This window comes from Pseudomonas sp. RC2C2, from assembly GCF_018390435.1.
In the GTDB taxonomy this organism is placed as follows: domain Bacteria; phylum Pseudomonadota; class Gammaproteobacteria; order Pseudomonadales; family Pseudomonadaceae; genus Aquipseudomonas; species Aquipseudomonas donghuensis.
The window spans coordinates 1,011,118-1,037,970 of the sequence record NZ_JAHBAX010000001.1 but is presented as its reverse complement, the minus strand read 5'-3'; the positions used below and the strand labels follow the sequence as shown (position 1 = coordinate 1,037,970).

The following is a 26,853-nucleotide window of genomic DNA, read 5'->3' as shown; positions in this document are numbered from 1 at the left end:
ATTTTTGGCGCCCATTTGGGCGCCTGTTTTATTTGCGTGCCACCAGCACCGCGCGCCGTGGTGCCGGCAGGCCTTCGAGGGTGCGGCTATGGTCGTTGGGGTCGAGGAAGTCGCTGAGCGACTGGTAGCGCATCCACTCGGTGCTGCGCTGCTCTTCGACGCTGGTGGTGCTGACATCGACGCAACGCACATCGCTGAACCCGGCGCGGCGCAACCAGCGTTCCAGGGCTGGCACCGACGGCAGGAACCAGACGTTGCGCATTTGTGCGTAGCGATCTTCCGGCACCAGCACCTGATTTTCATCGCCTTCGATCACCAGGGTTTCCAGCACCAGTTCGCCGCCCTTGACCAGGCAGTCCTTGAGCGCCAGCAGGTGCTCGATGGGCGAGCGGCGATGGTAGAACACGCCCATGGAGAACACCGTGTCGAAGCCTTCGAGGTTGGCCGGCAGGTCTTCGAGGGCAAACGGCAGGTGCCAGGCCGGTAGCTCCGGCAGGTAGCGCTGCACGGCCTGGAACTGGCAGAAGAACAGCCAGTTGGGGTCGACACCGATGACGCTGTCGGCCCCGGCGCCGAGCATGCGCCACTGGTAGTAGCCGTTGCCGCAACCGACATCCAGCACCCGCTTGCCCTTGAGGTCCAGGTGCGGGGCGACCCGCGACCACTTCCAGTCCGAGCGCCATTCGGTGTCGACGTGCACGCCGAACAGGTCGAACGGCCCCTTGCGCCACGGTGACAGGCCCATCAGGGCCTGCTGCATGCGCGCTCGGGTGTCGTCATCGCAGTCGCAATCCAGATTGAGGCCGTTTTGCAGGTCGATGTGCGTAGGCACCAGTGCCGGCAGGGCGTCGAGCGCAGCCTGCCAGCGTTCCAGGTCGCCATGACCTTTTTCCATCTTGGCGTCGAGTTGCGCTTGCAGGCCTTGCGCCCATTGCGCCAGGGGGGTGCCCGCCAAGCGGCGGACCAGGGGGGACAGATCAATCATGGCAGGGCAATCAACGAGGCAAAGTTTAGGCATTGGAACCAGGGCACGACCTTGGAGAAACCGGCCGCCAGCAGGCGTTCGCGGTGCTCTTCAAGGCTGTCGGGTTTCATCACGTTCTCGATGGCGCTGCGCTTCTGGGCAATTTCCAGTTCGCTGTAGCCATTGGCGCGCTTGAAGGCCACGTGCAGGTCGGTGAGCAGCGCGTGTTCATCGGCATCTTCAAAGCGCAGCTTCTCCGAAAGGATCAGCGCACCGCCCGGCAGCAGCGCCTGGCGAATACGCGTGAGCAGTTCCAGGCGTTGTTCGGGGGCAATGAACTGCAGGGTGAAGTTCATCGCCACCACCGAGGCCGGCTGGAACTCAAGGGCAAGGATGTCGCCTTCGATCACCTCGACCGGCAACAGCTCCTGGAACATCGAGTCCTGGGCATTGAGGTACTGCCGGCAGCGCTCGACCATGGCCGCCGAGTTGTCGATGGCAATCACCCGGCAACCCTCGCTACGCACATGCCGGCGCAGGGCCTGGGTCACGGCACCGAGCGAGCTGCCCAGGTCGTACAGGGCAGTGTTGGGCTGGGCGAACTGGGCGGCGAGCACGCCGAGGTTCTCGACAATGGTCGGGTAACCGGGCACCGAACGCTTGATCATGTCCGGGAACACCCGCACCACGTCTTCGTTGAAGGCGAAGTCGGGCACCTGGCCAAGGGGCTGGGCGAATAGGCGGTCGGGTTCTTTGCTCACGGGGGCAATCCAGGCGTTGGGCGGTAAAGGGCCGGCATTTTAGCCAAACTGGCCGCAGGATGCATGGCCCGCTGACCAGCGCGGCCTACTTGACCGTGATTGCGCAATCGAAGGTCTGCACCGGGCGCACTTCCGGGGCCCAGGGTTGCTGGTAGACCAACAGCAGATGGCTTTCACCGGCGGCCTGGGCCTGGAAACGCCACAGCGATTGCCCGGCGCTACCGACGATGCCGGCATCTTCCGGGTGGCTGTAGACCTCGGGGCCAAGGCTACGCAGGATGCCCGCGGCCGGGTTCTGTAGCAGCCAGCGATAGCCGGTACTGGGGTTGCTGGGCAGGGTCAGGGTCAGGGTCTGGCCCAACTGCAGATGTACAGGGCACTGGCTGGCCTTTTCCAGCACCACATTCTCGTGCCGGCCTGGTGTTTGTGAACAGGCTGCCAGGAGTGACAGGCCAAGGACCAACAGCTTGCATTTGGTGTTCATCGACAATTCTGTCCGTCAGGTTGGTATTGGCTTTCAGGAAAGCCTGCCCTCTGCAGGGCACTTCACAGCGGGATTAGTTTGAAGGTCCCCGCCGAGTCGGCGTTTTAACAGGGACGTGGTCATGAGCAGTACACAGATCAATTTTGACACATTGCAGACTGAGGCTGAGCACCTGCCTGGCAATCTCATTCAGGCAATGGCGGAACGCGATGGCCCCGACGAGGGTGGGTTGACGCTGACACGAGAGCATATTGTCACCCTTAACCAGTATGCCAACTATACCTTCCAGCTTCCTGTTACCAAGGATGCAGTGATTCGCTGGTTGGGCTATTCCACCATCAAAGAGCCGGACCTGATGCCGGACAAGATGGAGGCGATGCACAAGCAGTTACAGAAACACGGACGCCGTTGGACAGTACTTGCCGACAATAGCAAGAAGCTTGGCTTCGAGTTGGCGGCCAGTGCCAATGGCATCAATACCACTGGCGACGAGATATTGGTCATTCTCGAAAACAGCCGTGCGCTGGGCAAGCGCAGGGACGCGTGGGAAACCATCAAGTTCGACAAGGCGATCAGCCTGGGGACAGAAGACCGCCACAGGGTTCTCGACCTGGTGGACTACATGGAGATACTGCGCGAAGACGTGGACCTGTTTTCTCGGCGTGTGGGCGCTGTCCGGGAAGAGACTGAACAGTTTCGCGATACCGCGCGTGAACAGCTGATCCCCTTGGTCGCGGTAAAAACCCAGGCGATCAAACGTCAGAAGGCGAGCGGGGCAGTACAGCAGCTGCGTGAAGATCTCGCCGAGCTGGACAATGAAATCAAAAAACTTGAAGCCGAGTATGACCAGTATGTCAAAGCCGCGCTGAGTGGCCTGGCTGCGGGGCCGCTGGGCGCGGCTATAACCGGCGGCATCTATGGCAGCAAGGCGGCGAAAGTCCGCAAGGAACGTAACAAGCTGCAGGGCCAGCGCGGTGAACTCAGCCAGAAACTCAAGGCGGCCGTTCACCTGGAAGGGCTGGTGGAAGACCTCGGCACTCAAATGGGACAGCTGGATACTCGACTCAGGGATGTGGTGACAGCCGCCTCTCACCTGCAATCGGCCTGGCAGTTGATCGGGGTGTACATCGATACATCGATTGAGCACCTCCAGCGTATCGAATCCAATCAGGAGTTGTTCAAGTTTGCGATATTTTTCAAACGCTTCATTGGGCAATGGAAAGACATTGAGAAGTTTGCCCAGCATATGAATCGTGTCTTTGATGACGCCGCAGCCGCCAAATAAGGATATAACGTAATGAATGATAATGTTGTCGCTTTGAGTGCTTCGCTTAATGTCCCGAATATGGACAAGATTCTCTCGGTCGTGTCGGCATACTCGGCGTTTTGGGAGCAACGTAGATTTGGCTTTCTGCCATTGCTGCATGAATCAGTTGAACGGCACTACAAAGGGATGCAACGGTACGTTGATGGCTTGGCTAAAAATTCGGAAGTGCTGGCGGTCACCATAAAGTCATACCAGCTTGATGAGCTGATTGACGATTTTCGAGAGGCCTCGGGAGACCCTGAAGAAGAGGAGTTCTTCCTGGAGGAACTGCAGATCTCAAAAAATAAGATCGCTGCAGAACTGGATGTCGTGGTCTCTGGGGTGATGACCGCTACAAAGTCCATCGCCAGCCTGCCGGTTTATGATACGAGCCGCGACCAGGCCAGTTACCTGGAGACTCAGGAGCGCCTGGCCAGCAGGCTACAGGCGCTAACCGATACGCTCAACGGTAAACGCGAAAACCTTGCCGAGCTGGAAAAAGCCATCGGTGTGTTTGAGGCCAATGGCATCGAGCAGCTGTTCCAAGGCAAATTGCCAACGGTTGAACAGCTTCAGGGGCTGGTCGCTCAGGGCGCCACAACGGCCGGCGCTGCCGTAGCGGTCGAGCAGGCACTGGAGGCGCTGGGCAAACTGATGGAGGGCGTGCAGCAAGGCATGCAGTATTCACGGCTGCAAGACCAGCGTCGGGCGCTGCGCACGGAAGTAAACGAACTGATCGCTGAACAACGCGAAAAGGAGCAACGAGCGACTCAAGTGAAGGGCTATCTGCAAGCCCTGGTGGAGTATTCCGTGCTGAAACCAAAGCGCCTGGAATGGCTGGCTGAAAAGCAGAAGATTCATGTGCAACTGGAGACAGTGGCCAGTCAACTACGCAGGATAGAACTGGACAGTTTTGAGGGCGCGCAGGCGTTCAATCAGTTGCTGAAACAATTGCTCGCCTATGTTCAACATATAGTTTTCCAGTTCCGTCGAGCATTTTAATCATTGCCGTGTCTCCGTGCGCCACCCATTGTTAGTTAAACCGGGTGGCGCGCTGAATGGCGAGCAGGAGAGCGCTAATGATGACTGCAAATGGAATGCTGGATAAAAACTGGCAAGTACAAGCTTCACGTCTTCCCGGCGCGTTGTTGAGCGCCATGGCGTCAGGGCAGGACACCGGTGCCCTGAGTTTGTCGCCAACACACGTGCGTGACCTCAATGAGTATGTCGCCTATACACGGGGATTGCCCAACTCACCGGCTGGCATTTATCAGTGGATGGGTGGAGGGCAGGCGAACCCTTGGACATTGATTCTCAGCGCGTTGATGTCCTCGAACCCTGAGCTGAATGGTAACGCCATGCTGACATTCTCTCGCCAGGTGAAACAGCATGCCAACGGCTGGGAGGTGTTGTATGGGAAAAACCTGCAGCTGACCCATACGTTGGTCACTGTCGCCAGCAACATCAACCGTTCAGGGGAGGTCATTCTGGATGTGTGCGCACAAACCAAGGCATTGGGTAAGCAACGTGAGGCCTGGGATGCTTTGCTGGGCGGTGAGGCGCTGGCGCTTAGTGTGGCCGATCGGCAAATTGTGTCGTCCTTGCCCATGTACGTGAATGCACTCAAGGAGCAATTGAAGGGATACGCCCGCGAGGTCGAGCGTGTGCGCATCGAGGCCACTCGGTTTCGCGATGAGGCTCGGATACAGGTCATTCCTGCGGCGACGAGAAAGGTCAATGAAATTGCCAAGTTGGTAAAACCAGCGACCCAGGGCGGTATCGCGGGGATTCTCGGGCAGATACTGCAATCACGTTTCCTGGAACTCTCAGGAAAACTGCGGAAACTGGAACAACTGCTCAGAGCCGTGGTGACGGCTTCGTCTCATGTTCATTCAGCCTGGCAAAGCCTCACTGCTTACATCGATGCGTCGAGTAATCAGCTGCAGCTCGTTACCTCAGGCCAGCAACTGGCCCGGTTTGCGATCTACTTCGGGCGGTTCCTGGGGCTATGGAAGACAATTGAACAAAGCGCGGTGCAGATGAACCGCACGCTGACCCGGTATCAGCCGTGAGCGTTAGGTAGCCGTACTCGAGCAGGTTGACGCGGGCTCTCAGAGCCCGCGTCTTCCAGAACCCCTTCAGGTGAACAACACCTTCGCCACATCACTGAAGCGCTTGGCGAAGTGCACGCTCAAGCCTTCCTTGAGGTAATCCGGCAACTCCTCGAAGTCTCCCCGGTTGGCTTCCGGCAGGATCAGCTCGAAGATCTTCTGCCGCCGCGCGGCAATGACCTTCTCGCGCACCCCGCCAATCGGCAGGACCTTGCCGGTCAGGGTCAACTCGCCGGTCATGGCCACGCCTTTCTTCGGCGCCTGGTCGCGAGCCAGCGACAGCAACGCACTGGCCATGGTCACCCCGGCGCTGGGGCCGTCCTTGGGTGTGGCGCCTTCGGGCACGTGCAGGTGTATGAAAGCTTCATTGAAGTAGCTTGGATCACCGCCGTATCGCTTGAGGTTGGCGCTGACATAGCTGTAGGCGATTTCGGCAGACTCCTTCATCACATCACCCAACTGACCGGTCAGCTTGAAGCCGCGGTTGAGGGTGTGGATGCGCGTCGCTTCGATCGGCAAGGTGGCGCCGCCCATGCTGGTCCAGGCAAGACCGGTGATCACACCCTTGCCGGAGAGCACCTGTTCGCTGCGAAACACCGGCATGCCCAGTGAGGCTTCGAGGTCCTTGGGGGCGATCTTGATCTTTTTCTCGGGGTCCTCGAGCAGTTGCACTACCGCCTTGCGCACCAGCTTGCCCAGCTGTTTTTCCAGCTGGCGTACACCGGCTTCGCGGGCATAGCCCTCGATCACCGTGCGCAGGGCGCTGTCACTGATGCTCAGGCTGGTCTTGGCCACCCCGGCTTTTTGCAACTGCTTGGGCCACAGGTGGCGCTTGGCGATGGCCAGCTTTTCTTCAGTGATGTAGCCGGACAGGCGAATCACTTCCATGCGGTCGAGCAATGGTCCGGGGATTGAGTCCAGCGTGTTGGCGGTACACACGAACAGCACCTTGGACAGGTCCAGGCGCAGGTCCAGGTAGTGGTCGAGGAAGTCGACGTTCTGCTCGGGGTCGAGGGTTTCCAGCAGCGCCGAGGCCGGGTCGCCCTGGTAGCTCTGGCCCATCTTGTCGATCTCGTCGAGCATGATCACCGGGTTCATCACCTCGACGTCCTTCAGTGCCTGCACCAGCTTGCCCGGCTGGGCACCGATGTAGGTCCGGCGATGGCCCTTGATCTCGGCCTCGTCGCGCATGCCGCCGACGCTGAAGCGATAGAACGGCCGGCCCAGGGATTCGGCGATGGACTTGCCAATGCTGGTCTTGCCGACGCCTGGCGGGCCTACCAACAGCACAATGGAACCGCTGATCTCGCCCTTGTAGGCGCCAACGGCGAGGAACTCGAGGATGCGTTCCTTGATGTCACCCAGGCCGGCGTGATGCTGGTCGAGCACCTTGCGCGCGTGCTTGAGGTCGAGTTTGTCCTTGCCGTACACGCCCCAGGGCAGGGCGGTGGCCCAGTCCAGGTAGTTGCGGGTGACGGCGTATTCGGGCGAGCCGGTTTCGAGGATCGACAGCTTGCCCAGCTCTTCGTCGATGCGCTTTTGCGCGGCGGCGGGCAGGGTCTTGCCTTGCAGGCGCTGCTCGAACTGTTCGAGGTCGGCGCTGCGGTCGTCCTTGGTCAGGCCCAGCTCCTGCTGGATGACCTTGAGCTGCTCCTTGAGGAAGAACTCGCGCTGGTGCTCGCCGATCTGCCGATTCACTTGCGCAGAGATCTCGTTCTGCAGGTGCGCGACTTCGACTTCCTTGCGCAGCATCGGCAGGACCTTTTCCATGCGCTTGAGCATGGGCACGCAGTCGAGCACCTCCTGCAACTGGTTGCCGGTGGCCGAGGTCAGCGCGGCGGCAAAGTCGGTCAAGGGCGATGGGTCGTTGGGGCTGAAGCGGTTCAGGTAGTTCTTCAGCTCTTCGCTGTACAGCGGGTTGAGCGGCAGCAGCTCCTTGATCGCGTTGATCAGGGCCATGCCGTAGGCCTTGATCTCGTCGGTCGGCTCGCTGGGTTGATGCGGGTACTCGACCTCGACCAGGTACGGCGGGCGATGATGCTTGAGCCAGGTGCGGATACGTACCCGGGTCAGGCCCTGGGCGACGAACTGCAGCTTGCCGTTTTCGCGGCTGGCATGGTGAACCTTGACCAGGGTGCCGTACAGCGGCAGGGCCGAGGTGTCGAAATGACGATGGTCTTCTGGCGGCGAGTCCATGAAGAACAGGGCCAGGGAGTGATGCGGGGTCTTGGCTACCAGATCCAGGGTTTCGGCCCAGGGTTCTTCATTGACGATCACCGGCAACACTTGCGCGGGGAAGAACGGGCGGTTGTGGATCGGGATGATATAGACCTTGTCCGGCAACTGTTGGCCCGGCAAGGCAAGGTTTCGGCCGCTGTGTTCGGAGGCTTCGAGATGCTCGACTTCGGCGGTTTCCTCGGGACGTTCCGGTAGATCCTGCTGATCGCTCATGGCGCACCTGCTCAATGACTATGGTGCTTAGATGGGGCGGGTGGAGGAAAGATTCAAGCTTCAAGCTTCAAGCTACAAGCCGCAAGTGGGGAGCGCGGTGCTTGCAGCTTGAAGCTTGCAGCTAGCAGCTAAGGTCTACTCAGCCAATTTGTAAGCGATGACGTAATCGCCCATCTTGGTGCCCAGCGAGCCGTGACCACCGGCGGTCACCAGCACGTACTGCTTGCCGTCCTTGCCGGTGTAGGTCATCGGCGTGGCCTGGCCACCGGCCGGCAGGCGCGATTTCCACAGCTCCTTGCCGGTGTTGGTGTCATAGGCACGCAGGTACTGGTCCAGGGTGCCGCTGAGGAAGCCCAGGCCGCCAGCGGTGACGATCGAGCCGCCCATGCTTGGCACGCCAATCGGCAGGCCGATCGGGATCGGCGAGCTGTCACGGCTGGTGCCGTTTTTGTGCTTCCACACCACCTGGTTGGTGGTCAGGTCGATGCCGGCCACGTAGCCCCAGGCTGGCGCCTGGCATGGCACGCCCAGAGGCGACATGAACGGGTGCATGATCACCGCGTAGGGTGCGCCGGTGTTCGGCTGCACACCGCTGGTTTCGCTCTCGCGCTTGCTGCCGGCGGCGACATCGGCGCGCGGCACCATCTTCGAGACGAAGGCCATGTAGTTCGGGCTGGTGAACAGCAACTGACGCACCGGGTCGACCGAGACGCTGCCCCAGTTGAACACGCCGACGTTACCCGGGTAGACCAGGCTGCCCTGTAGCGATGGCGGGGTGTACTGGCCTTCGTAGCGCAGTTCGCGGAACTGGATGCGGCAGAGCATCTGGTCGAACGGGCTGGCGCCCCACATGGCCTGTTCGGTCAGCTCCGGGCCGAGCAGGTTGAGGTCCGAGCGGGCCTGGGTTGGCGCGGTGCGGTCGCCTTCGACGGCACCTTGTGGTACCGGGATTTCGCGGATCGGTACGATCGGCGTACCGTCGCGACGGTCGAGCACGTACAGGCTGCCCTGCTTGGTCGGGGCGATCAGCGCAGGCTTCACGCCGTCGGCGGTTTTCAGGTCAAGCAGGGTTGGCTGGCTGCCGACGTCCATGTCCCACAGGTCGTGGTGGGTGAACTGGTAGTTCCAGCGTACCTTGCCGTTGGCCAGGTCCAGGGCGACGATACCGGCGCTGTACTTCTCGGCGCCCGGGGTGCGGTCAGCGCCCCACTGGTCCGGGGTCTGGTTGCCCAGCGGCAGGAAGACCATGCCCAGCTTCTCGTCGACACTGGCCAGCGACCACATGTTTGCCGAGTTGCGGCTGTAGGTCTTGCCGGGTGCCAGCGGTGCGGTGTCGTCGGGGTTGTTGCTGTCCCAGTTCCACACCAGGCGACCGTCGTGCACGTCGTAGGCGCGGATCACGCCGGACGGTTCGTTGGTCGACTCGTTGTCGGTAACATGGCCGCCGATGATTACCAGTTCGCGGGTGATCGCAGCAGGCGAGGTGGAGTAGTAACCGCCAGCAGTGAACGGGCCGATGCCGGTGGTGAGGTCGATCACACCCTGGTTGCCGAAACCTTCACAGACCTTGCCGGTGTCGGCGTTCAGGGCGATCAGGCGGGCGTCGGCGGTCGGCAGGTAAAGGCGGCGCGGGCAGGCGACGGCAACGGCCTGGCCGGCGTCGCTGATTTTGGGGGCCGGGCTGCCGTCGGCATTGACGTAGTTGTTCTCGTCGTAATACGACACACCACGGCAGGTCATGTGGGCGAAGCCCTTGAAGCCTACCGGGCTCTTGATCTGCGGGTCGAAACGCCAGATCTCCGCACCGGTGTCCGGGTCCAGGGCCAGCACCTTGCTGTGGGCGGTGCAGGCATACAGCTTGCCGTTGACCTTCAGCGGGGTGTTCTGGTTGGTCAGCTCGACCGGGTCGTTGTCGGTTGGCAGGTCGCCAGTGCGGATGCGCCAGGCTTCCTGTAGCTTGTGCACGTTCTGCGGGGTGATCTGGCGTAGCGGCGAGTAGCGGTCGCCGAATTCGGTGCGGCCATAGGCCTGCCACTCGCCATCAGGCATTTGCGGCGCGGTGCTGCTCATCTCGGCGCTTTCGCGGCCCAGCTCGCCCTTGACTTCACCCGGGTGGGTGAACTGGCTGGCCACCGCCGTGGCACCGGACAGCGCCACGGCCAGGCTCAGCAGGCCGATGTTGGCCTTGGACGGGTTGCCCAGCAGTGGGCGGCGCGCCCACGGCAGCAGCAACACTACGCCCAGGGCGAACCACAGGGCCAGGCGCGGGACCAGTTGCCACCAGTCCAGGCCCACTTCCCACAATGCCCACAGGGTGCTGCCCAGCAGCACCAGGCCATACAGACCCAGGGCGTTGCGGCGCAGGGCCAGCAGCAGGATGCCGGACAGGGCGAAGCCGATACCGGCGATCAGGTAATACAGCGAACCGCCCAACTGGCTCAGTTTGATACCGCCAGCCAGCAGGGCCAGGCCCATCAGCAACAGCAGCACACCGATCAGTCGCGGCAGCCAGCGGGTTCTACTCAAGGCACCATCAGTGCTCATCGTGTGTTCTCCGTTAGGTGAAAAGGGAGGTTAGAAACTGCTCTGGATCTTGATCCCGCCGATCAGTGCGTCATCGACCTGGCTCACGCCACCGGGATGGCGGATGTACTGCAGGTTCGGGCGCACGGTCAGCCAGTCGGCCAGGTGGATGCCGTAATACAGCTCGGCGCTGTACTCGGTGTCCTGGATCGGACGGAACAGGGGATCGTTGTAGTCGCTGACGCCGCGAGCCTGATTGATGGCCTGGGCGTTCTTGCGGTAGGCAGGGTTGACGTGCACGCGTGCCAGGGCGAAACCGATGTCGTCCTTGGCGCGGGCATCGAAGGGCCCCTTGTACACCACACCTGCCTGAACATAGTTGTCGATGGCATTGGTCTTCTTGTCGTGCAGCGTGGCGTTGGCGAATACGCTCAACCCTCGCGAGTGGTCTGATGCCAGCGACGTCACCTGTTGCTGGGCACCGAGCCAGAAGCCGTGCTTGCTCGAACTGCTGCGATAAGCCTGGCCGCTCAGTGCTGCCGGTTGTTCGTTGCTGTCCTTGTAGACATCGCTTGCCTTGGCATTACTGTAGTAGTAACCGGCGCGATATTCCCCTTTCAGGCCGTTAACCGCCGGGCTCCAGACCAGTTCGACCGGAATCACCGCGCCCTGGGTACCGCTGCCGCTGAGCTTGAAACCGTTGCCGCGATCGAGGTTGGAGGGGTTCTGCTCATAGGCGCCGATTTGCGCGTACAGCTCTGGGGTCAGGTTGTACTTGACCCGCAGCGCCCACTGGCTGACTGGCCAGTTGTACCAGATGTCACCGACCCAGTTGCCCACCTGGGAGCCGCAGAACGCCAGGTTCTGAAAGTCGCACGGGAAGCTGTTGAAGTCCTCGCCCTGGCCGAAGCGGCCGAATTTCACATCCAGCGCGCCGTCGAAGTACTTCTGCTTGATCCACATCTGGGTCAGCCGCCAGGTCTGGCCACGGCCCCAGATTTCCTGGGCCGAGGTAAAGCCACCGACCCGTGGGTCATTGATGCGGTCGTTGCTGATGTTGTCGCCGTGGCGCTGGGTAACGGTCAACTGAAACTCGGCGTCGTGCCAGCCGAGGATCTTCTGCAGGTCCAGGTGGCTGCCGAGGGCGAACTGGCCGCTGTAGCGCGCGGTTTCGTCATCGTCGTAGCCACCATGCAGGTTGGCGCCCATCTCGCCGGTGTAACCGAGGGTGAAGTCGTAGCCGCGTTCAGCCAGCTCCGTGCGGGTGCCGCCCCAGTCGCCAAGCATCCATGGCGAGTCGCTGGCGAACATCGCCGCGGCCTGGGCGCAAGGCGCGAGGCTGGCGATGGCCAGACCCGAAAGCAGTGTCCGGGTGGCGGGGGAAAAGCGGAAACGATCATTCTGAGGCATGAGATAGCGCTATCTTTTGATTATTGAAAAAACGGCAAGGCCACCGAGTTCCGAGGATCATCGGCGATAAGGCTGCAGGGAAATAAACTGAAGCGGTTCAGCTTGCGGCGGGGAGGATATAGCTGAACTTGTAAGAAAAAAAGTCAATTCAGCAAGAGTCACCGTTGCCGGATCGGTAACAGTCCGGCTGAGGCAGGTGACACTGATCCCTTGTGGGAGCCGGCTTTGCCGGCGATGAGGCCGGCACAATCAGCACATCAGGCGCTGACTGGGCGCAGACCAATACGACCAATACGACCAATCGCCGGCAAGGCCGGCTCCCTCGGGATGGGTGTTGACTTAGAAGGTGGTACGCAGGCCAACCTCGACACTACGCCCTGGTGCCGGGGCGATGTCGCGCAGGATCGAGCTTGAGTAGCGCACGGTCTGGTCGGTGAGGTTCTCGCCGCGGACAAAGGCCAGCCACTGGCTCTGGCCGATGTCGAAGCGGTAACCCACGCTGGCGCCGAGGGTGGTGTAACCGTCGGTGCTGGTCTCGTTGGCCGGTTTTTTGTGCTGGGCGCTGGCGTGTTGCACATCCACCCGTGCCTGCCAGCGGTCCAGTTCCCACAGCAGGCCGCTGTTCAGGCGCAGCGGGGCGATGCGCGGCAGGTCTTCGCCAGTGTCGAGGTTCTTGGCCCGGGTGTAGTCGCCGGATAGTTCCAGAGCAAAGCTGCCGTAGCGGTTTTGCGCCAATTGCCAGCGGTCCTGGGCCTCGATGCCGTAGAAGCGCGCGCGAACCCCGTGGTAGAGGTATTCGGGCACATCGCCGCCGTGGTCATGATCATGGTCGTGATCGTGCTCTTCATCGCCGTGATCATGGTGGTGGTCATGGCCTTCGCGCAGGTTGCCGCTGGCCAGCAGGCCGATGTAGTTGCGGAAATGACTGTAGAACACGCCGACGCTGCCCTTGTGCGTGCCATTGTCGAAGCGCAAGGCCAGGTCGCTGGAGATGGCTTTCTCCTTGCTCAGGTTCGGATCGCCGACCTCGTAGGTGCCGGTGGCGACGTGGGCGCCGTTGGCGTACAGCTCATAGAAGGTCGGTGCGCGCTCGGTGTAGCCCAAGGTTGCGGCCAGGGACCAGACCGGGGTCAGCTCGTAGACTGCGCCAGACGACAGGCTGGCGGCGGTGAAGCTGCTCGAGCGATCGGCCTCGGCAAAGCGCTCGCTGCCCTTGCTGTCGGGTTCGACCCGGGTGTGTTCCAGGCGTCCGCCCAGGCTCAGGTTCAGGCGTTCGGTGGCTTGCCACTGCTCGAGCATGAACAGCGCCAGGCTGTTGGTGTCGGTCTGCGGTACAAAGGCTTCTTCGCCGAGGGCGGAAAACTCGTTGCGGCTGACCTGGGCGCCAATCACCCCTTCGACCGGCCCCAACGGTTGGTGCCGGGCCTCGACCCGCGCCTCGTAGCCCTTGTTCTTGAACGTGGTGTGCACCTCGCCGCTCTCAAGCTCGCGGTGCTGGTAGTCGGTGTAGCCGAGGTCGACCTTCACCGAACTGAACGGGCCGTCGAGGTCGCGCAGTTCCGAGGCGAAGCCGTAATGATCTTGCTGCATGTCCAGGCGTACGCCCGGCTCGGCCACCGAACCGTAATTGGAGTCGTAGCGGCTGTAGGAAAGGCCGGCGTAGCCGTGATCCCAATGATAGGAACCGCCCAGCGCGCCACCGTCCTGGCGACCGTCGCTGTTTTCCAGGCGATGCTTGCTGCCCGGTTCGTCGGCGTCGCGCACTTTCGAGCTGCGGGCGTAACCGGGAATACGCAGGTCATTGAACTGGCGGCTGTTGGCGTCCAGGTGCAGGGCGAAGCGGCCGTCACCCGCTTCCAGCTTGCCGGCGCTGCTGCGGGTGGTGTCGGCGCCGCCGTAGCGCAACTCACCGGCACCGTGAATGCCGTCGATGGGCGAGGTCGGGATGCGGTTGTCGAAGCTGTTGACTACCCCGCCAATGGCGTTGCCACCGTAGAGCAGGGCCGCCGGGCCGCGGACGATTTCGATGCGTTCAACGGTGGCCGGGTCCAGCGGCACGGCGTGGTCATAGGACAGCGACGAAGCATCCAGAGCGCCGACGCCGTTGCGCAGGATGCGGATCCGGTCGCCGTCCAGGCCGCGGATCACCGGGCGGCTGGCGCCGGGGCCGAACCAGGTCGAGGCAACACCGGGCTGGTTGTTCAGGGTCTGGCCGAGGCTGCCTTTCTGTTGCAGGGTCAGGTCGTCGCCGTCGAGCACGGTGCTGGGCGCGGCCAGTTCACTGTTACCCAACGGGTTGGCGGTGATCACCTGAGGTTGCAGCTCGACGGCTTGGCTCAAGGGTGAAGCCAGCCAGAGCGCGGCGGCGAGGGGGGAGAGGCGCAGGGGTAAGTGACGCATGGAGGGAAGGGGTCCTTGGCAGTGTTATAGTATTGATACAGTATAACATTACCGTTAAAGATAAAACGCCCATGCGCTGGCTAGAGCCTTTGCCCACACTAGAATGTCTGTAAGCAGCACCTTGAATGCGAAAAGTCTGAAGACTTGCAGCCGTGCCTCGGCTAAGGTGCGCACCTTTCGTTGGCTGGAGCACAGGCATGACCGCCGCTAATCAGAACCCGCTGCATGGCGTGACCCTGGAGCAGATCCTTACCGCGCTGGTAGCGCACTACCAATGGGACGGCCTGGCTCAGCGCATCGATATCCGCTGCTTCAAGAGCGACCCGAGCATCAAGTCGAGCCTGACCTTTTTGCGCAAGACGCCCTGGGCCCGGGAGAAGGTCGAGCGCCTGTACCTGAAAATGCAACGCGGCCGCTGAGCCGGTGAGCCGGCGCAGGTTGTTCATCGCCCTGGCCGCGTGCCTGGGCTGGAGCGCGCTGGCGATCCAGATGTACCTGCTGTTGCTGGCGCGCTGGCAAGAGCAGGCCAGCTTGCTGGGCGGCCTGGTGACGTTGTTCAGTTTTTTCACCGTGCTCAGCAACACCCTGGTCGCCGTAGTGCTCAGTCACGCGGCATTCGGCCGCGACTCGCCGCTGCGCCGCTTTTTTCTCGCGCCCTGGATCAGTTCCGGGATTGCCGCGAGCATTATTCTCGTGGGCCTCGCCTACAGCCTGTTGTTGCGTCACCTGTGGCACCCGCAGGGCTGGCAATGGCTGGCGGACGAGCTGCTGCACGACGTCATGCCGCTGCTGTTCGTGGCTTATTGGTGGTGTTGTGTAGAAAAGGGCAGCCTGCGTTTCAGGCATCTGCTGGCCTGGCTGCTGTACCCGGCGGGGTATTTTGCCTACACGCTGCTGCGTGGGCATGTGATAGGGGTCTATCCCTACCCGTTCATCGATGTTGCCGAATTGGGTTACGCGCAGGTGCTGCTCAATGCGCTGTCGATCCTGGGCGGATTTGTCGCCATCAGCCTGCTGTTGCTCGGCCTCGATCATTGGCAGGGCGGGCGCCTGGCCAAGGCCAGGACGCAACCCTGAGGTAGCCTGTTACTCGTCGTCGTGCGGGTCGAGGCGCCAGTAGGCGACAGCCTTGATCAGCTCTTCCTTCACGCCTTTTTCATCGACCAGCAAACGCTTGGCCTGGCGCGTCAGCGATTTCTCCAGAGCGACCCAGGTGTACAACTGACCGCCTGGCAGCGACAGCCCCTTGATGACCTCAAGCAAGGCCTGCTGGTGGCGTTGCACCCAGATGACCTCGACTTGCGCTGCGCTCGGCAGCGGTTGTTGTTCCCGGGCATCTTCGATTTCTATCAGCGCCAGTACCTTGCGCCCGGCCGGCAACTCTTCCAGGCGTCGGGCAATGGCTGGGATGGCGGTTTCATCACCGATCAGCAGGTAGCTGTCGAAGATGTCCGGGACCACCATCGATGCACGAGGCCCGGCGATGTTGAGTACCTGGCCGACCTGCGCCTGGGCCGCCCAGGTCGAGGCAGGGCCGTCGCCGTGCAGGACAAAGTCGATATCCATTTCGCCGTTCGTCAGATCAATGCGCCGTGGCGTGTATTCGCGCATGGTCGGGCGCACGCCATCGCGGCTGAAATCGAGGTTGTCGAGCGCAGCCTGCTCTTGTTCCGAGCAGGCAAACATCAACTTGACGTGATCGTCGCTACCGACGCTGGTAAAGCCTTGCAGCTCCGGCCCGCCGACGGTGATGCGGCGCATGCGCGGGGTCAGCTCGGTGACCCGCAGCACGTTCAGGCGACGGTGTTTGATCTCGTGGTTGACGCGGTGAATGGTGGTGTTTTCGCTAACAGTCATTCGGCTTTATCCGTTGAGGTCGCAATAGGCCCTGCGACGATGGCTTTGGCGGTGTCGTTCAGTAGCGTACGGACCCGCTCGATTTCCGTTGGGTTCCAGCGCCCGCTATGCATTTGCAGGGCATGACGCAGGTTGTGCACGGCTTCGTGGATTTCTGCCGGGCGATCGTGGCCACGCAACGAGCGTTTGCTGACTTCAATGCGCATGCGCACGCCGTCCAGGGCAATGGCTTGGTCCGCGAGGGATTTCTGGCCCGCTGCAGTGATGCCGTAAAGACGCTTGCTGCCTTGGGTTTTGCCGCTGATCAGCTCGGCTTCTTCCAGAAAATTAAGGGTCGGGTAGATCACCCCGGGGCTGGGGCTGTAGCTGCCATCGAAAAGGGTTTCGATCTGGCGGATCAGGTCATAGCCGTGGCAAGGCTGCTCGGCCAGCATCGACAACAGCAGCAATTTCAGGTCGCCGGGGGCAAAGACGCGGGGGCCGCGGTCGCCACGTTCGCGGCCGTGACGACGCTCGAAACCGTCGTGCCGCTCGCCATGCTCGCGGTGATGGGAATGATGGTCACGCATTGGGTGTCTCCGTTTGGGTTAGATGTATCTTCAGATATTACTCAAGATATATCTTAAATCAAGCGGGAGAATAGGAATATTTCTCATGAAGTAAAGGCGGTAACCGGAAAAACGCGTAGGAACTCTTAAGGTTTTTCTTACAGAACTCTCGGATTGCCTTGATCTACACGCGCGCAAGTCATCCCTAAGATTCGCCACGTTTTCTTCATCCGTGAGTATTTCACCGTGGCACCTTCCATTTTTTTCATCGGGCTGCTCTGGGGCCTGTCATTTTTTGCCCAGGCCAATTTCTCGCTTACCCAGACTGCACGTGAGCACAGTGTGCGGCATGAGCTGGACACCAACCTCGATCGTCTGGTCGAGCGTGCACACCAACTGATCGGCGTGCCCTATCGCTGGGGCGGCATGTCGGTAAAGGGCGGGTTCGATTGCAGCGGCCTGCTGGTCTACCTGTTTCGCCATGAGGCCGATATCAAGATACCGCGCACCACGACGGCCATGCTCCAGTCCGCTGCCCGGACCATCAGGCAGAGCCAGCTCAAGCGCGGTGATGCAGTATTCTTCAATCGCAACGGCCAGGGCCGGATCGGCCACGTTGGCCTGTATATCGGCGAAGGGCGTTTCATCCACGCCCCCCGCGCCGGCAAGAACATCCGTATCGATTCGCTGCGCAACATCTACTGGAGCAAAAGCTTCATGACCGCCAAGCGCTTTCACGGTGGCTAGCGCTGCACCATCCGCGGCGGTTTGCACAGGGTGTGACTGCCAGGCTCCAGGTACGGCATCAGGAGCGGCGCCATGCCCTTGAGCACCTGCACCGGCAGCGCCGAGGTAAAGCGGAAGGATTCCGCCGCTCTGCCGGGCACGAAGGCGGTGAGGGTGCCGAAGTGGTTTTCGCCGAGGAAAAACACAAAGGTCGCGGTGCGGTTCAACGAGCGTGAGCCAATCAGCCGTCCGCCGGCACCGAAGCTTTCGATGCGGTTGTCACCGGTGCCGGTCTTGCCGCCCATCACCAGCGGGGTGCCGTCGGCCAGTTTGAAGCTGCCCGACACCCGCCGCGCGGTACCGGCATCCACCACTTGCGAGAGGGCGCCGCGCAGAGCCCGGGCGACTTCTACCGAGAGCACCCGTTGGCCGAGGTCGGGGTCGCTGGTCAAGCGGGTTTCGTAAGGGGTATCGGCAGCAAAGTGCAGGGTATCGATGCGCAGCACCGGCAGGCGCACGCCATCGTTCTGGATGATGCCGATCAACTCGGCGAGGGCTGCCGGACGGTCGCCGGAGCTGCCGATGGCTGTGGCCAGCGATGGCACCAGGTGGTCAAAGGGGTAGCCGACGCGTTTCCAGCGTTGATGGATATCGAGGAAGGCTTCGATCTCCACCAGGGTGCGAATGCGGCTGTCGCGCGCACCCTTGTGTCGGCTTTTGAACAGCCAGCCATAGACTTCCTGGCGCTCGAAGTGGCTGGCATCGGCCGCTTGCTGGAAGGTGGCGCTGGGGTGTTGCAGCAGGTAGCCGAGCAGCCACAAATCCAACGGATGGACCTTGGCGATAAAGCCCTGGTCGGGCAGGTCGTAAGCGCCGGGCCGGTAGGCTTCGTACAGATCTTGCAGACGTTTCTCGGTAACGGTGTTCTGCTTGGTGGCCGGGGTCTTGTTTTCGATCCGGTCTTTTTTCAGGTGCGCCTGGACGAAGGCGTTGAAGGTGGCCTGGTCGGCCTCCGGAAACAGATAACGGTGCACCGCGGCCAAGCGGATCGGCGTGACCCGCAGGCTGTCGAGGAAGGTATCCAGACGCTGTTGGGACGTTTTGCGCTGGTACTTCTTCCAGAACCTGCGCATGTAATCGGTGCCTTCCTTGTCGGCAAAGCGTGCCAGGTATTCCTGGCGGCGCGGCTCGGCATCGTCCTTGAGCAGGCTGGCGCTATTACCCGGCTGCTGATAGGTGCTGTAACGCACCAGGTCGCGCATCAGACGAATGAACGGCAGGTTGATCGATTCACGCAGGGCGTCCTTGAGCGTCGGAATGCGGCCGTTGTCTTCCTTGCGAAAGTTGTTGAACACATGCAGGCCACCGCCGGTGAAAAAGGCTTCGCCGGGGCTGGCGGAGTACTTGCGCTCCAGCGCGGCGTTGAGCATGGCGCTGAGGTCGCGGTCCTTGTTCTGGATCAGGTAGTCGATGGCCCAGCGGGTGATGAAGTCCAATTCGGCCACCGGGACTTTCTTAAGCTCCGCAGCCGGGGTGTTGGCGTACTTGTCGTGCAGTTCGCCGATGATTTCCAGGTAGCTGGTCAGTACCCGCAGCTTGGCGGTCGAGCCCAGTTCCAGCTTGCTGCCTTCGTTGATGTCGAACGGTTGGTCGGTGCTGTCGGTCTGCACCCGCACCCTTGAGCCGTCGGCAGTGCGCTCGAGCAGGGTGAAGCTGTAGCGCACCTGGGTGGTACTGGTCGGGGTCAACAGGCGTTCGCCGAACAGGCCCATTTTTTCTGCAAAGGCCGGGTCGGCCAGGTCTTTCAGGTACTGACTGACCTGGCCCTGCAAGTCCGATTGCAGGGTGCTGGTGGCCGACAGATCGAGACGGTCCAGGTCGTACAGCGGTCGGCCGAGGGCCGAAGACAGACGGCTGCGGGCAACGCTGATGCCCTTGTTGGTGACGATCGGCTGAATGGTCGGCTGGGCCACCCAGTTGCGGTAAATGGTCTTGCTGGCCAGGGCGGCATCGGCCAATGGCTTGTCGATGATGTTGCTGGCCGAGAGGACGCGGATATGGCTGTCGGTCAGCAGCGCCAGCTCGGCACGGCCCTTGGATAAAAAGTGCGAGGGCCGGCGCTGGGCGATCATCAGCGACAGCACCTGGCGCAGGGCCAGACCACGGGCAGCCAGGCTTTGCGGATCACTTGCGGTGGACGACAGAGCCTGGTTGACCTGAGCAAAATCGGCGCCGTACCAGACCCGCAGGCCTTCGGCCATGCCATGCACTTCACCATGCCCGGGTACCGCCGACAGCGGCACGCTGTTGAGGTAATCGCGCACGATGCGCTGGCGTGCTTCCAGTGTCTGCGGGCCGCCTTGATAAGCGCGCACGCTGGCGGAAATCATCTGGCGGATCTTCTCGCTCCCCGAGGCCGTCAGGCCGTCGGGCGAATGCCGGTACTTTTCCAACTGGGTCGCCAGGGTGCTGCCGCCCGCCGACTGGCCGGGCAGGGCCAGGTACTTGGCGACCTGGGTGTAGGCCGCCTTGGCAAAGCGCGGCCAATCCACGGCAGGGTTGTTCAGCGGGTCGTTGGGATCAAGCAGGTCGCGGTTCTCGATGAACAGCAGGCTGTGGACGATGATGGGTGGAATCGAGGCGAAGTCCGGGTACAGGTATTGCGGATAGTGGAACTGATACAGCGCATCGCCTTTACAGTCGGTGATCGACAGACCGGCCTGGATCTTCTCGGCGTACGGTACGAAAAAACCGTGGTCAACATAGTCCATAAGCGCAGGCGAAAAGCGCGTCTGCTCGTTGATCACGTAGTCACGCTTCAGCAGGCGCGGTAGGAATTCACCCAGTGAGCTGTAGCCCAGGCGCTTGTCGAACGGGCCGTCGCCGGGGTAGCGGATGGCGTCGCTGGGGCCTGGCTGCATGGAATAACTGAGGGTCGCGGCAAATTGGCTGAATTCCCGTGATTGCAGGCGCGAGGTGTGCATTTCGGCGGTGGCGGCATACCCCAGGGCGATCATGGCGAGCAGCAGCACCAACCACAACAGCCGCCACCACAGACGGCGCTGGCGTGGGCTTTTCGGCAATGGCGAAGGATCGAGGTGTTCAGAGGGAGTTTCCGTACTGTCTGCTTCCGATTGCCACAATGCGCCCATAGTCTTCAGCTCGGCTACGTATTTTCGTCTTGCTTGCCTGAAGCTTAGACGGTGGCCGGGTTTGGTGAAAAATTTGTAGTCATATGGCAGGGATTTCCCAAAACCGTGTCAGAAATGCGCCTTTGGTGGAGCTTGAATTGCCCCGTTTTGGTGCTATGTTAGCCGCCTTGTTTCCTGCAGTGGTAAAAAGCACGGGGAATGCCCCTCCGTAGAAGCGGTTTTTGCCGAGAGTTCTCGCCAAATAACGGGCTTTATATAGTGAAATACCCTGCAGGGGCCTTTCTATACTGCTCGCCCCTTTCGCTCTGCCGGTTTGCACACCCGGCAGACGGGGCCGCTCACAAGGCGGTGCCCGGCGAGGCAGCGCATCCAGCCTATCGGCGGTGCCAGGCCTGCACGAATGGTCATATCCAATAACAAAATGAGGTTGTATTTCTATGCCAGTCGGCAACCACCCTTCTCATGGTGAGACCGCCCAAGGCGGCCCACTCAAGCGAGAACTCGGCGAACGCCACATTCGCCTGATGGCGCTGGGCGCCTGTATCGGTGTCGGCCTGTTCCTGGGTTCGGCCAAGGCCATCGAAATGGCCGGGCCAGCTATCATGCTGTCCTACATCATCGGCGGCCTGGCGATCCTGGTGATCATGCGCGCCCTTGGCGAAATGGCCGTGCACAACCCGGTAGCCGGCTCCTTCAGCCGCTACGCCCAAGACTACCTCGGCCCGTTGGCGGGTTTCCTCACCGGCTGGAACTACTGGTTCCTGTGGCTGGTGACCTGCGTGGCGGAAATCACCGCAGTGGCCATCTACATGGGCATCTGGTTCCCGGAAGTGCCGCGCTGGATCTGGGCCCTGGCAGCCCTGGGCAGCATGGGCGCGATCAACCTGATCGCGGTCAAGGCCTTTGGTGAGTTCGAGTTCTGGTTCGCCCTGATCAAGATCGTCACCATCATCGCCATGGTGTTGGGTGGCGTCGGCATCATCGCCTTCGGTTTTGGCAACGACGGCGTGGCCATGGGCATCTCCAACCTCTGGAGCAACGGTGGCTTCATGCCCAATGGCGTGACCGGCGTGCTGATGTCGCTGCAAATGGTGATGTTCGCCTACCTGGGCGTCGAGATGATCGGCCTGACCGCCGGTGAAGCGCGCAACCCGCAAAAGACCATTCCGCAGGCCATCGGCTCGGTGTTCTGGCGCATCCTGCTGTTCTACGTCGGTGCATTGTTCGTGATCCTGTCGATCTACCCGTGGAACGAAATCGGCAGCCAGGGCAGCCCGTTCGTGATGACCTTCGAGCGTCTGGGCATCAAGACCGCTGCGGGTATCATCAACTTCGTGGTGATCACCGCTGCGCTGTCGTCATGCAACGGCGGCATCTTCAGCACCGGGCGCATGCTTTATAGCCTGGCGCAGAACGGTCAGGCGCCGGCCACCTTCGCTCGTACCTCGAGCAACGGCGTACCGCGCAATGCCCTGCTGCTGTCGATCGCAGCCTTGCTGCTGGGCGTGCTGGCCAACTACCTGGTGCCAGAGAAAGTCTTCGTCTGGGTCACCGCCATTGCCACCTTCGGTGCGATCTGGACCTGGGTGATGATCCTGCTGGCCCAGCTGAAGTTCCGCGCCGGCCTGAGCAACGCCGAGCGTGCAGCCCTGAAATACCGCATGTGGCTGTGGCCGCTGAGCTCCTACCTGGCGCTGGCGTTCCTGATCCTGGTGGTCGGCCTGATGGCTTATTTCGAGGAAACCCGCGTGGCCCTGTACATCGGCCCGGCGTTCCTGGTGATGCTGACGGTGCTGTTCTACGTGTTCAAGCTGTCACCAAGCACCATGGAGCAGCGTGCCGCAGGTTCGGCGTCCTGATCTTCCCGCGATAAGTGAAAAGCCCGTATCTATGGATACGGGCTTTTTTTTTGCCTGCGGTTATCAGGTGGCAACCGCACGCATCGGCTGGGTCAGGCGTTTATTGAAGTCCAGCCAGGCACCGAGCAGGGCCATGATCGCGACGCCCACCAGCGCGGTGAAGATCTGCATGGCAAAGGCATCGCCGGCCATGGCATTGATCATGTCCGCCAAGGGCGCCAGCAGTACCCCCAGGCAAAACACTTCAAGCGAGTAGCGGCCCATGCGGCAGGTTTGCTGCGCCAGCCAGTTCTGCGTCCAGCCGCTGCCCGGCAGCAGCTTGGCCGTGACGTAGGCCAGGGCCAGGAAGTGCAGCAGGCGCACCGGCGACAGATCGGTCTTGCTGATCGGGTAGAGCAGGGTGTTGAGACTGGCCGGCATCAGTGCATCGTGAAGCTCTGGCCAGCGCCAGGACAGGGTAACGATGCCAGCCGCCAGCGAATAGGCGGCTGCCGCCAGAAACAGCGGTTGGCGCCGCAACGGCCGGGTTTGCGGCGGCCGAGCCCGTTGCCCGTAAAGCGCCGCGGCGCCGCCGAGCACAAACAGGAACTGCCAGGTAACCGGGTTGAAGTACCACACGCCATCGGAAAAATTCGCCAGGTTCCAGCCGAGTCCGGGTGCCACCAGGTACACCGCCATCGACACACCAACCACGGCCAGGGTGTTGCGCATCAGCAGCGGCAGCAGCAGAGACAAACCGGCCAGCAGCACGATGTACAGCGGTAGCGGGTCCATCAGGTTGGGTTTGAAGCGCAGCAACAGCTCGTCTGTCAGCGCTTGCTGGGGGTTGGTGATGAAATGCACCAGGCCCATTTCCTCAACCAGGTCGCGGGTCTGCACGTGGCTGTTGGCAAAGAACACGATGCCCATCAGCATCGCCAGCAGAAAGATATGCACCACATACAGCACCCAGGTACGCCGCAGGATCTTCACGCAGGCGATCAGGTAACCGTCTCGCTGCAGGACTTTGCCATAGGCCAGTACTGCGGCGTAGCCGGCGAGAAATACGAAGACTTCAGCGGCATCGCTAAAGCCGATGTTACGCAGGGTGACCTGGCCTAAAGGGTTGTGGGGGACGTGATCCCAGAAAATGAAGATCAACGCCAGGCCTCGAAAAAAATCGATGCGCGGGTCGCGTCCGTTAAACATGGCAGCGGGCTCTTGAACAGTGGGTTTAGTAATGACCGGCGGACGACGGCAATCGCTCGCGCCGCACCTCGGGCGGGGGGCAGGGTGGCGGTAATCGTTGGCAATTGCAAAGGGGGCTTATTACTGAATGTCTCTATTCGCCCGTTGCGCGGCAGACCGTTGATCGAAAATCACCCGTACCTGTCAGTTTGGGTAGTAGACGAATTTCGGCTTACGTGGCCTGCTTGGATTCAGCCGCAACAGCCATCGAGGCGCGACGCGCAATGGCCAACGTATGGAAAGGATTTTCCACCTATGCCGTGATCGGTATTGCCAATACCCTGGTCCATTGGCAGCTTTTTTTCGTGCTCAGGGTAGCGTTCGAGTTCAGCCAGGCCTTGAGTAATTTTCTGGCGTTTTGCGTGGCGGCGACGCTGTCCTTTTACGTCAATGCCCTCTACACCTTCGTCGTCCCGCCCTCGATCGGGCGCTATCTGTTGTTCATGTCCTGCCTGGGAGGTGTCAGCCTGGCAGTGGGGTGGCTGGGCGACCACTGGCGGCTGCACGGGATGATCACAGTCGTGAGCTTTTCCCTGATCAGCCTGACCTGCGGCTTCTTGCTGTCCAAGTGGGTGGTCTTTCACAGGTCCGAGCCATGAAGGTTTCACTGATCGTGCCAGTGTTCAACGAAGAGCAGGCCGTCAGCCTGTTTTACCAGGCGGTGCGTCAGGAGACCTCGTTGCAAGCCCACTGCATCGAAATCGTGTTCATCAACGATGGCAGCAGCGACGGCACGGCTGAAGTCGCCCGCTCCATCGCCCTGGCCGACAGTGACGTGGTGTTGATCAACTTCTCGCGTAACTTCGGCAAGGAACCGGCCCTGTTCGCCGGCCTGGAATATGCCAGCGGCGATGCCGTGGTACCCATGGATGTCGACCTGCAAGATCCGGTTGAAGTGATATCGCAACTGATCGAGCAATGGTGCAAGGGCGCTGATGTGGTATTGGCCAAACGCCGGGATCGCTCCAGCGATGGTTACCTGAAACGCCGCAGTGCCTCGCTGTTCTATCGCCTGCTCAATCGCATCGCCTATACCCATATAGAAGAAAACGTCGGCGATTTCCGCTTGATGGACCGCAAGGTGGTGGACGTGATCAAGACCCTGCCAGAACAGCAACTGTTCATGAAGGGCGTGCTGTCGTGGGCAGGGTTCAACGTTGCCATTGTTGAATACGACCGTGCGCCGAGGGTTGTGGGCCGCAGCAAGTTCAACGCTTGGCGGCTATGGAACCTGGCGCTGGACGGCATTACCTCGTTCAGCACCTTGCCCTTGCGCCTGTGGAGTTACCTCGGCGCGTGCATCTCGTTGCTGGCGTTGCTGTATGCCGGTTACCTGGTGCTGGACAAGATCCTGTTTGGCAATGATGTGCCCGGGTATCCGTCCTTGATGACAGCCATTCTGTTCCTCGGCGGGGTGCAACTGATCGGCATCGGCATATTGGGGGAATACATCGGCCGAATTTACATGGAGGCCAAACATCGGCCCCGCTACGTGGTGAAAGAGATCGTGAAGGCCAATGTCACGACCTATCGAAAGGAGACCAAGCGTGCAGGGGAATGAGCGGGCGTTAAGTCAGAGCCACGTGCTGTTGTTTTTTGTCGTTCTGTCCTTTGTTTACGTGTTCCCCATTGTTCGCGCCGATTATGCCTATGTGGATGATAATTGGCGGGCATTGCTCCAGGCTCAGGACGCCTGGCGCAACCAAGGCAGGATCTTGCTTGAGGGTCTGTACCGGGCGCTGACCTTCAGCGAGGCAACGATCAATATTTTCCCGCTGCCCTTGTTGATCAGCGTTTTTGCCCTGGCCTTGGCGATGGCGCGCCTGACCTTCTGGCTGTTTCCGCGTCCCGGGATTACCAGCTGCCTGGTGATCCTGCCGGTGTTATGCAACCCGTTTTTCCTCGGCAACCTGACCTACCAATATGATGGTCCAGGGATGGTGCTGGCGCTGGTCGCGGTCATTTGTGCAATCACCTGCCGGATTGAGCGGCGCTCTGTTCGCGGGTTGCTGGCGGCCCTGTTGATTGCCGTCGCGCTGAGCCTCTATCAGTTGACCATCAGCCTGTTTATCGGCTTGTGTATTGTCGAGTATGTCCGTGGCGTAAAAGACAAGGTTGCGGTCCAGGCATTGCTGGTGACGCTCGTGGAGCGTGTCGTGCAATTGATAGTCGGCGGCCTCATCTATTTTTTTACCGCTTACCAACTGGCTATCGATACGCGGGGCAACCACCTGCCTTTTGATCAGCAGTGGTTCGAAGTGGTGTGGCAGAAGTTCTGCTTCTCCATGCAGATGCTGGGCTTGCTGACAGCGTCTGCCGGCAATGGAGTCGCGGTTGCCCTGCTACTGGGCGCAAGTGCCGGGTTTGTTTTGCTGATGAGCAATATCCCTCAGATGCAAGGGCGGCTATCAGGCAAGCTTGGTGTTGCACTGCTTTACCTGCTCGGCCTGGTGGTGCTGGTCTGCAGCGTGCCGGGCATGATGCTGTTTGTCGCCGAGCCCAACCTTGAGGCCAGAAACTTCATCGGCTTTGCGGCAGTCCTGGTGTTGCTGTTTTTTCTCAATCACGAGTTGTTTGGGCGGGTCTGGCCGGGATTGCGCTGGTTGTTGATCATGCCAACGCTGTTCATGTTTGCATTCAGCTATGCCTACGGTCAGGTCATCATTGCCAAGAAAGAGCTCGAGTCAGCCATGGCGCATTACATTGCCAATGACCTGGTATCGCGAAGTGAGCTACGCAGCGTAACCAAGTACTACTACCTGAGGGCGCCCGGTGACGGTAACTGGTTGCCTAGAGGTCACGGCGCCATGACCCAAATGCCGCTCCTGAGATACATTCTGAGTGGCTCCAACTCAGTGTTGCACGCTCAGTTTTTCCCGCGCTTGGGGATCAACAATGTCATCGGCGGTGAGCATTCGGTCTTTGCTCAACTGGCGGCGTCAGGACGCGTGGGGGCACCGTTGGTGGACAACAGGTTTTATTCGATCTACGTGGCCGGTGCGCAGGGCTTCATTGTCATGAAGCCCATACAGGAAGATGAAAACTACAATCAGCACTGGCCCGCTGTCCCCTAG

At 61.0% G+C, this 26,853-nt stretch carries 21 protein-coding genes; 10 read left to right on the top strand and 11 right to left on the bottom strand.

All coding sequences use genetic code 11. From position 1 onward, the window contains the following. Window positions 1-28 precede the first annotated feature (28 nt). The 3 genes from cmoB to KHO53_RS04760 form a co-directional block, all read right to left on the bottom strand. Complete coding sequence (gene cmoB, locus KHO53_RS04770; protein ID WP_036996676.1) at window positions 29-985, bottom strand: tRNA 5-methoxyuridine(34)/uridine 5-oxyacetic acid(34) synthase CmoB; 957 nt, start codon at window positions 983-985, stop codon at window positions 29-31. Next, on the bottom strand, window positions 982-1,725 hold the full coding sequence (gene cmoA / locus KHO53_RS04765) for a carboxy-S-adenosyl-L-methionine synthase CmoA (protein ID WP_010220989.1): 744 nt from the start codon (window positions 1,723-1,725) through the stop codon (window positions 982-984). Before cmoA ends, cmoB begins: the two co-directional genes overlap by 4 nt. A gap of 85 nt (window positions 1,726-1,810) precedes the next feature. Then, a complete protein-coding gene (locus KHO53_RS04760; RefSeq protein ID WP_010220990.1) occupies window positions 1,811-2,209 on the bottom strand; it encodes a protease inhibitor I42 family protein in 399 nt (132 codons plus the stop codon). A gap of 121 nt (window positions 2,210-2,330) precedes the next feature. Here KHO53_RS04760 and KHO53_RS04755 point away from each other — a divergent pair, with 121 nt between their 5' ends. From KHO53_RS04755 to KHO53_RS04745, 3 genes are all read left to right on the top strand, one after another. Then, on the top strand, window positions 2,331-3,494 hold the full coding sequence (locus tag KHO53_RS04755; RefSeq protein ID WP_010220991.1) for an alpha-xenorhabdolysin family binary toxin subunit A: 1,164 nt from the start codon (window positions 2,331-2,333) through the stop codon (window positions 3,492-3,494). 12 nt (window positions 3,495-3,506) lie between these two features. Further along, on the top strand, window positions 3,507-4,517 hold the full coding sequence (locus KHO53_RS04750) for an alpha-xenorhabdolysin family binary toxin subunit B (RefSeq protein ID WP_213570040.1): 1,011 nt from the start codon (window positions 3,507-3,509) through the stop codon (window positions 4,515-4,517). Between the two features lie 77 nt (window positions 4,518-4,594). Continuing rightward, window positions 4,595-5,587, top strand: coding sequence for a hypothetical protein (locus KHO53_RS04745; protein ID WP_213570039.1), 993 nt, complete (start codon window positions 4,595-4,597; stop codon window positions 5,585-5,587). Between the two features lie 66 nt (window positions 5,588-5,653). On the opposite strand, the gene lon is transcribed toward KHO53_RS04745, so the two are convergent. The 4 genes from lon to KHO53_RS04725 form a co-directional block, all read right to left on the bottom strand. Then, window positions 5,654-8,077: an endopeptidase La gene (gene lon / locus KHO53_RS04740; RefSeq protein ID WP_036996673.1), complete on the bottom strand. Its 2,424-nt coding sequence runs from the start codon at window positions 8,075-8,077 to the stop codon at window positions 5,654-5,656. Between the two features lie 135 nt (window positions 8,078-8,212). After that, window positions 8,213-10,621 (bottom strand): glucose/quinate/shikimate family membrane-bound PQQ-dependent dehydrogenase, encoded by a 2,409-nt coding sequence (locus KHO53_RS04735; RefSeq protein WP_010220995.1) that lies wholly within the window; start codon window positions 10,619-10,621, stop codon window positions 8,213-8,215. A gap of 30 nt (window positions 10,622-10,651) precedes the next feature. After that, window positions 10,652-12,010, bottom strand: a complete 1,359-nt coding sequence (locus KHO53_RS04730; protein ID WP_010220996.1) for a carbohydrate porin — start codon at window positions 12,008-12,010, stop codon at window positions 10,652-10,654. 339 nt (window positions 12,011-12,349) lie between these two features. Further along, window positions 12,350-14,410: a TonB-dependent receptor gene (locus KHO53_RS04725; RefSeq protein ID WP_213570038.1), complete on the bottom strand. Its 2,061-nt coding sequence runs from the start codon at window positions 14,408-14,410 to the stop codon at window positions 12,350-12,352. 197 nt (window positions 14,411-14,607) lie between these two features. On the opposite strand from KHO53_RS04725, the gene KHO53_RS04720 reads away from it, so the two are divergent. Beyond that, window positions 14,608-14,829 carry a VF530 family protein gene (locus tag KHO53_RS04720; protein WP_010220998.1) on the top strand — a complete coding sequence of 74 codons (222 nt, stop codon included), beginning with the start codon at window positions 14,608-14,610 and terminating at the stop codon, window positions 14,827-14,829. A 4-nt stretch (window positions 14,830-14,833) separates the two neighbouring features. Then, a complete protein-coding gene (locus KHO53_RS04715; protein ID WP_010220999.1) occupies window positions 14,834-15,487 on the top strand; it encodes a Pr6Pr family membrane protein in 654 nt (217 codons plus the stop codon). Between the two features lie 9 nt (window positions 15,488-15,496). On the opposite strand, the gene KHO53_RS04710 is transcribed toward KHO53_RS04715, so the two are convergent. Further along, window positions 15,497-16,267, bottom strand: a complete 771-nt coding sequence (locus KHO53_RS04710; protein ID WP_010221000.1) for a siderophore-interacting protein — start codon at window positions 16,265-16,267, stop codon at window positions 15,497-15,499. Then, window positions 16,264-16,836 (bottom strand): PadR family transcriptional regulator, encoded by a 573-nt coding sequence (locus KHO53_RS04705; protein ID WP_213570037.1) that lies wholly within the window; start codon window positions 16,834-16,836, stop codon window positions 16,264-16,266. The genes KHO53_RS04710 and KHO53_RS04705 overlap by 4 nt, the downstream gene beginning before the upstream one ends. A gap of 225 nt (window positions 16,837-17,061) precedes the next feature. Between KHO53_RS04705 and KHO53_RS04700 the strand changes: the two genes are divergently transcribed. Then, complete coding sequence (locus KHO53_RS04700) at window positions 17,062-17,562, top strand: C40 family peptidase (protein ID WP_010221002.1); 501 nt, start codon at window positions 17,062-17,064, stop codon at window positions 17,560-17,562. Here KHO53_RS04700 and KHO53_RS04695 read toward each other — a convergent pair. Continuing rightward, window positions 17,559-20,693 carry a transglycosylase domain-containing protein gene (locus KHO53_RS04695; RefSeq protein ID WP_213570036.1) on the bottom strand — a complete coding sequence of 1,045 codons (3,135 nt, stop codon included), beginning with the start codon at window positions 20,691-20,693 and terminating at the stop codon, window positions 17,559-17,561. The genes KHO53_RS04700 and KHO53_RS04695 overlap by 4 nt on opposite strands. Before the next feature lie 437 nt (window positions 20,694-21,130). Here KHO53_RS04695 and KHO53_RS04690 point away from each other — a divergent pair, with 437 nt between their 5' ends. Then, window positions 21,131-22,552 (top strand): amino acid permease, encoded by a 1,422-nt coding sequence (locus KHO53_RS04690; RefSeq protein WP_010221004.1) that lies wholly within the window; start codon window positions 21,131-21,133, stop codon window positions 22,550-22,552. 63 nt (window positions 22,553-22,615) lie between these two features. On the opposite strand, the gene KHO53_RS04685 is transcribed toward KHO53_RS04690, so the two are convergent. Beyond that, window positions 22,616-23,740, bottom strand: a complete 1,125-nt coding sequence (locus KHO53_RS04685) for an OpgC family protein (RefSeq protein WP_036996666.1) — start codon at window positions 23,738-23,740, stop codon at window positions 22,616-22,618. A gap of 263 nt (window positions 23,741-24,003) precedes the next feature. Between KHO53_RS04685 and KHO53_RS04680 the strand changes: the two genes are divergently transcribed. Genes KHO53_RS04680 through KHO53_RS04670 form a run of 3 tightly spaced genes read left to right on the top strand, consistent with a single transcriptional unit; the run spans window position 24,004 to window position 26,853 of the window. After that, window positions 24,004-24,378: a GtrA family protein gene (locus KHO53_RS04680; RefSeq protein ID WP_100782826.1), complete on the top strand. Its 375-nt coding sequence runs from the start codon at window positions 24,004-24,006 to the stop codon at window positions 24,376-24,378. Next, on the top strand, window positions 24,375-25,340 hold the full coding sequence (locus tag KHO53_RS04675) for a glycosyltransferase family 2 protein (RefSeq protein ID WP_213570035.1): 966 nt from the start codon (window positions 24,375-24,377) through the stop codon (window positions 25,338-25,340). The genes KHO53_RS04680 and KHO53_RS04675 overlap by 4 nt, the downstream gene beginning before the upstream one ends. Further along, a complete protein-coding gene (locus tag KHO53_RS04670) occupies window positions 25,327-26,853 on the top strand; it encodes a glucosyltransferase domain-containing protein (RefSeq protein ID WP_223253869.1) in 1,527 nt (508 codons plus the stop codon). The genes KHO53_RS04675 and KHO53_RS04670 overlap by 14 nt, the downstream gene beginning before the upstream one ends.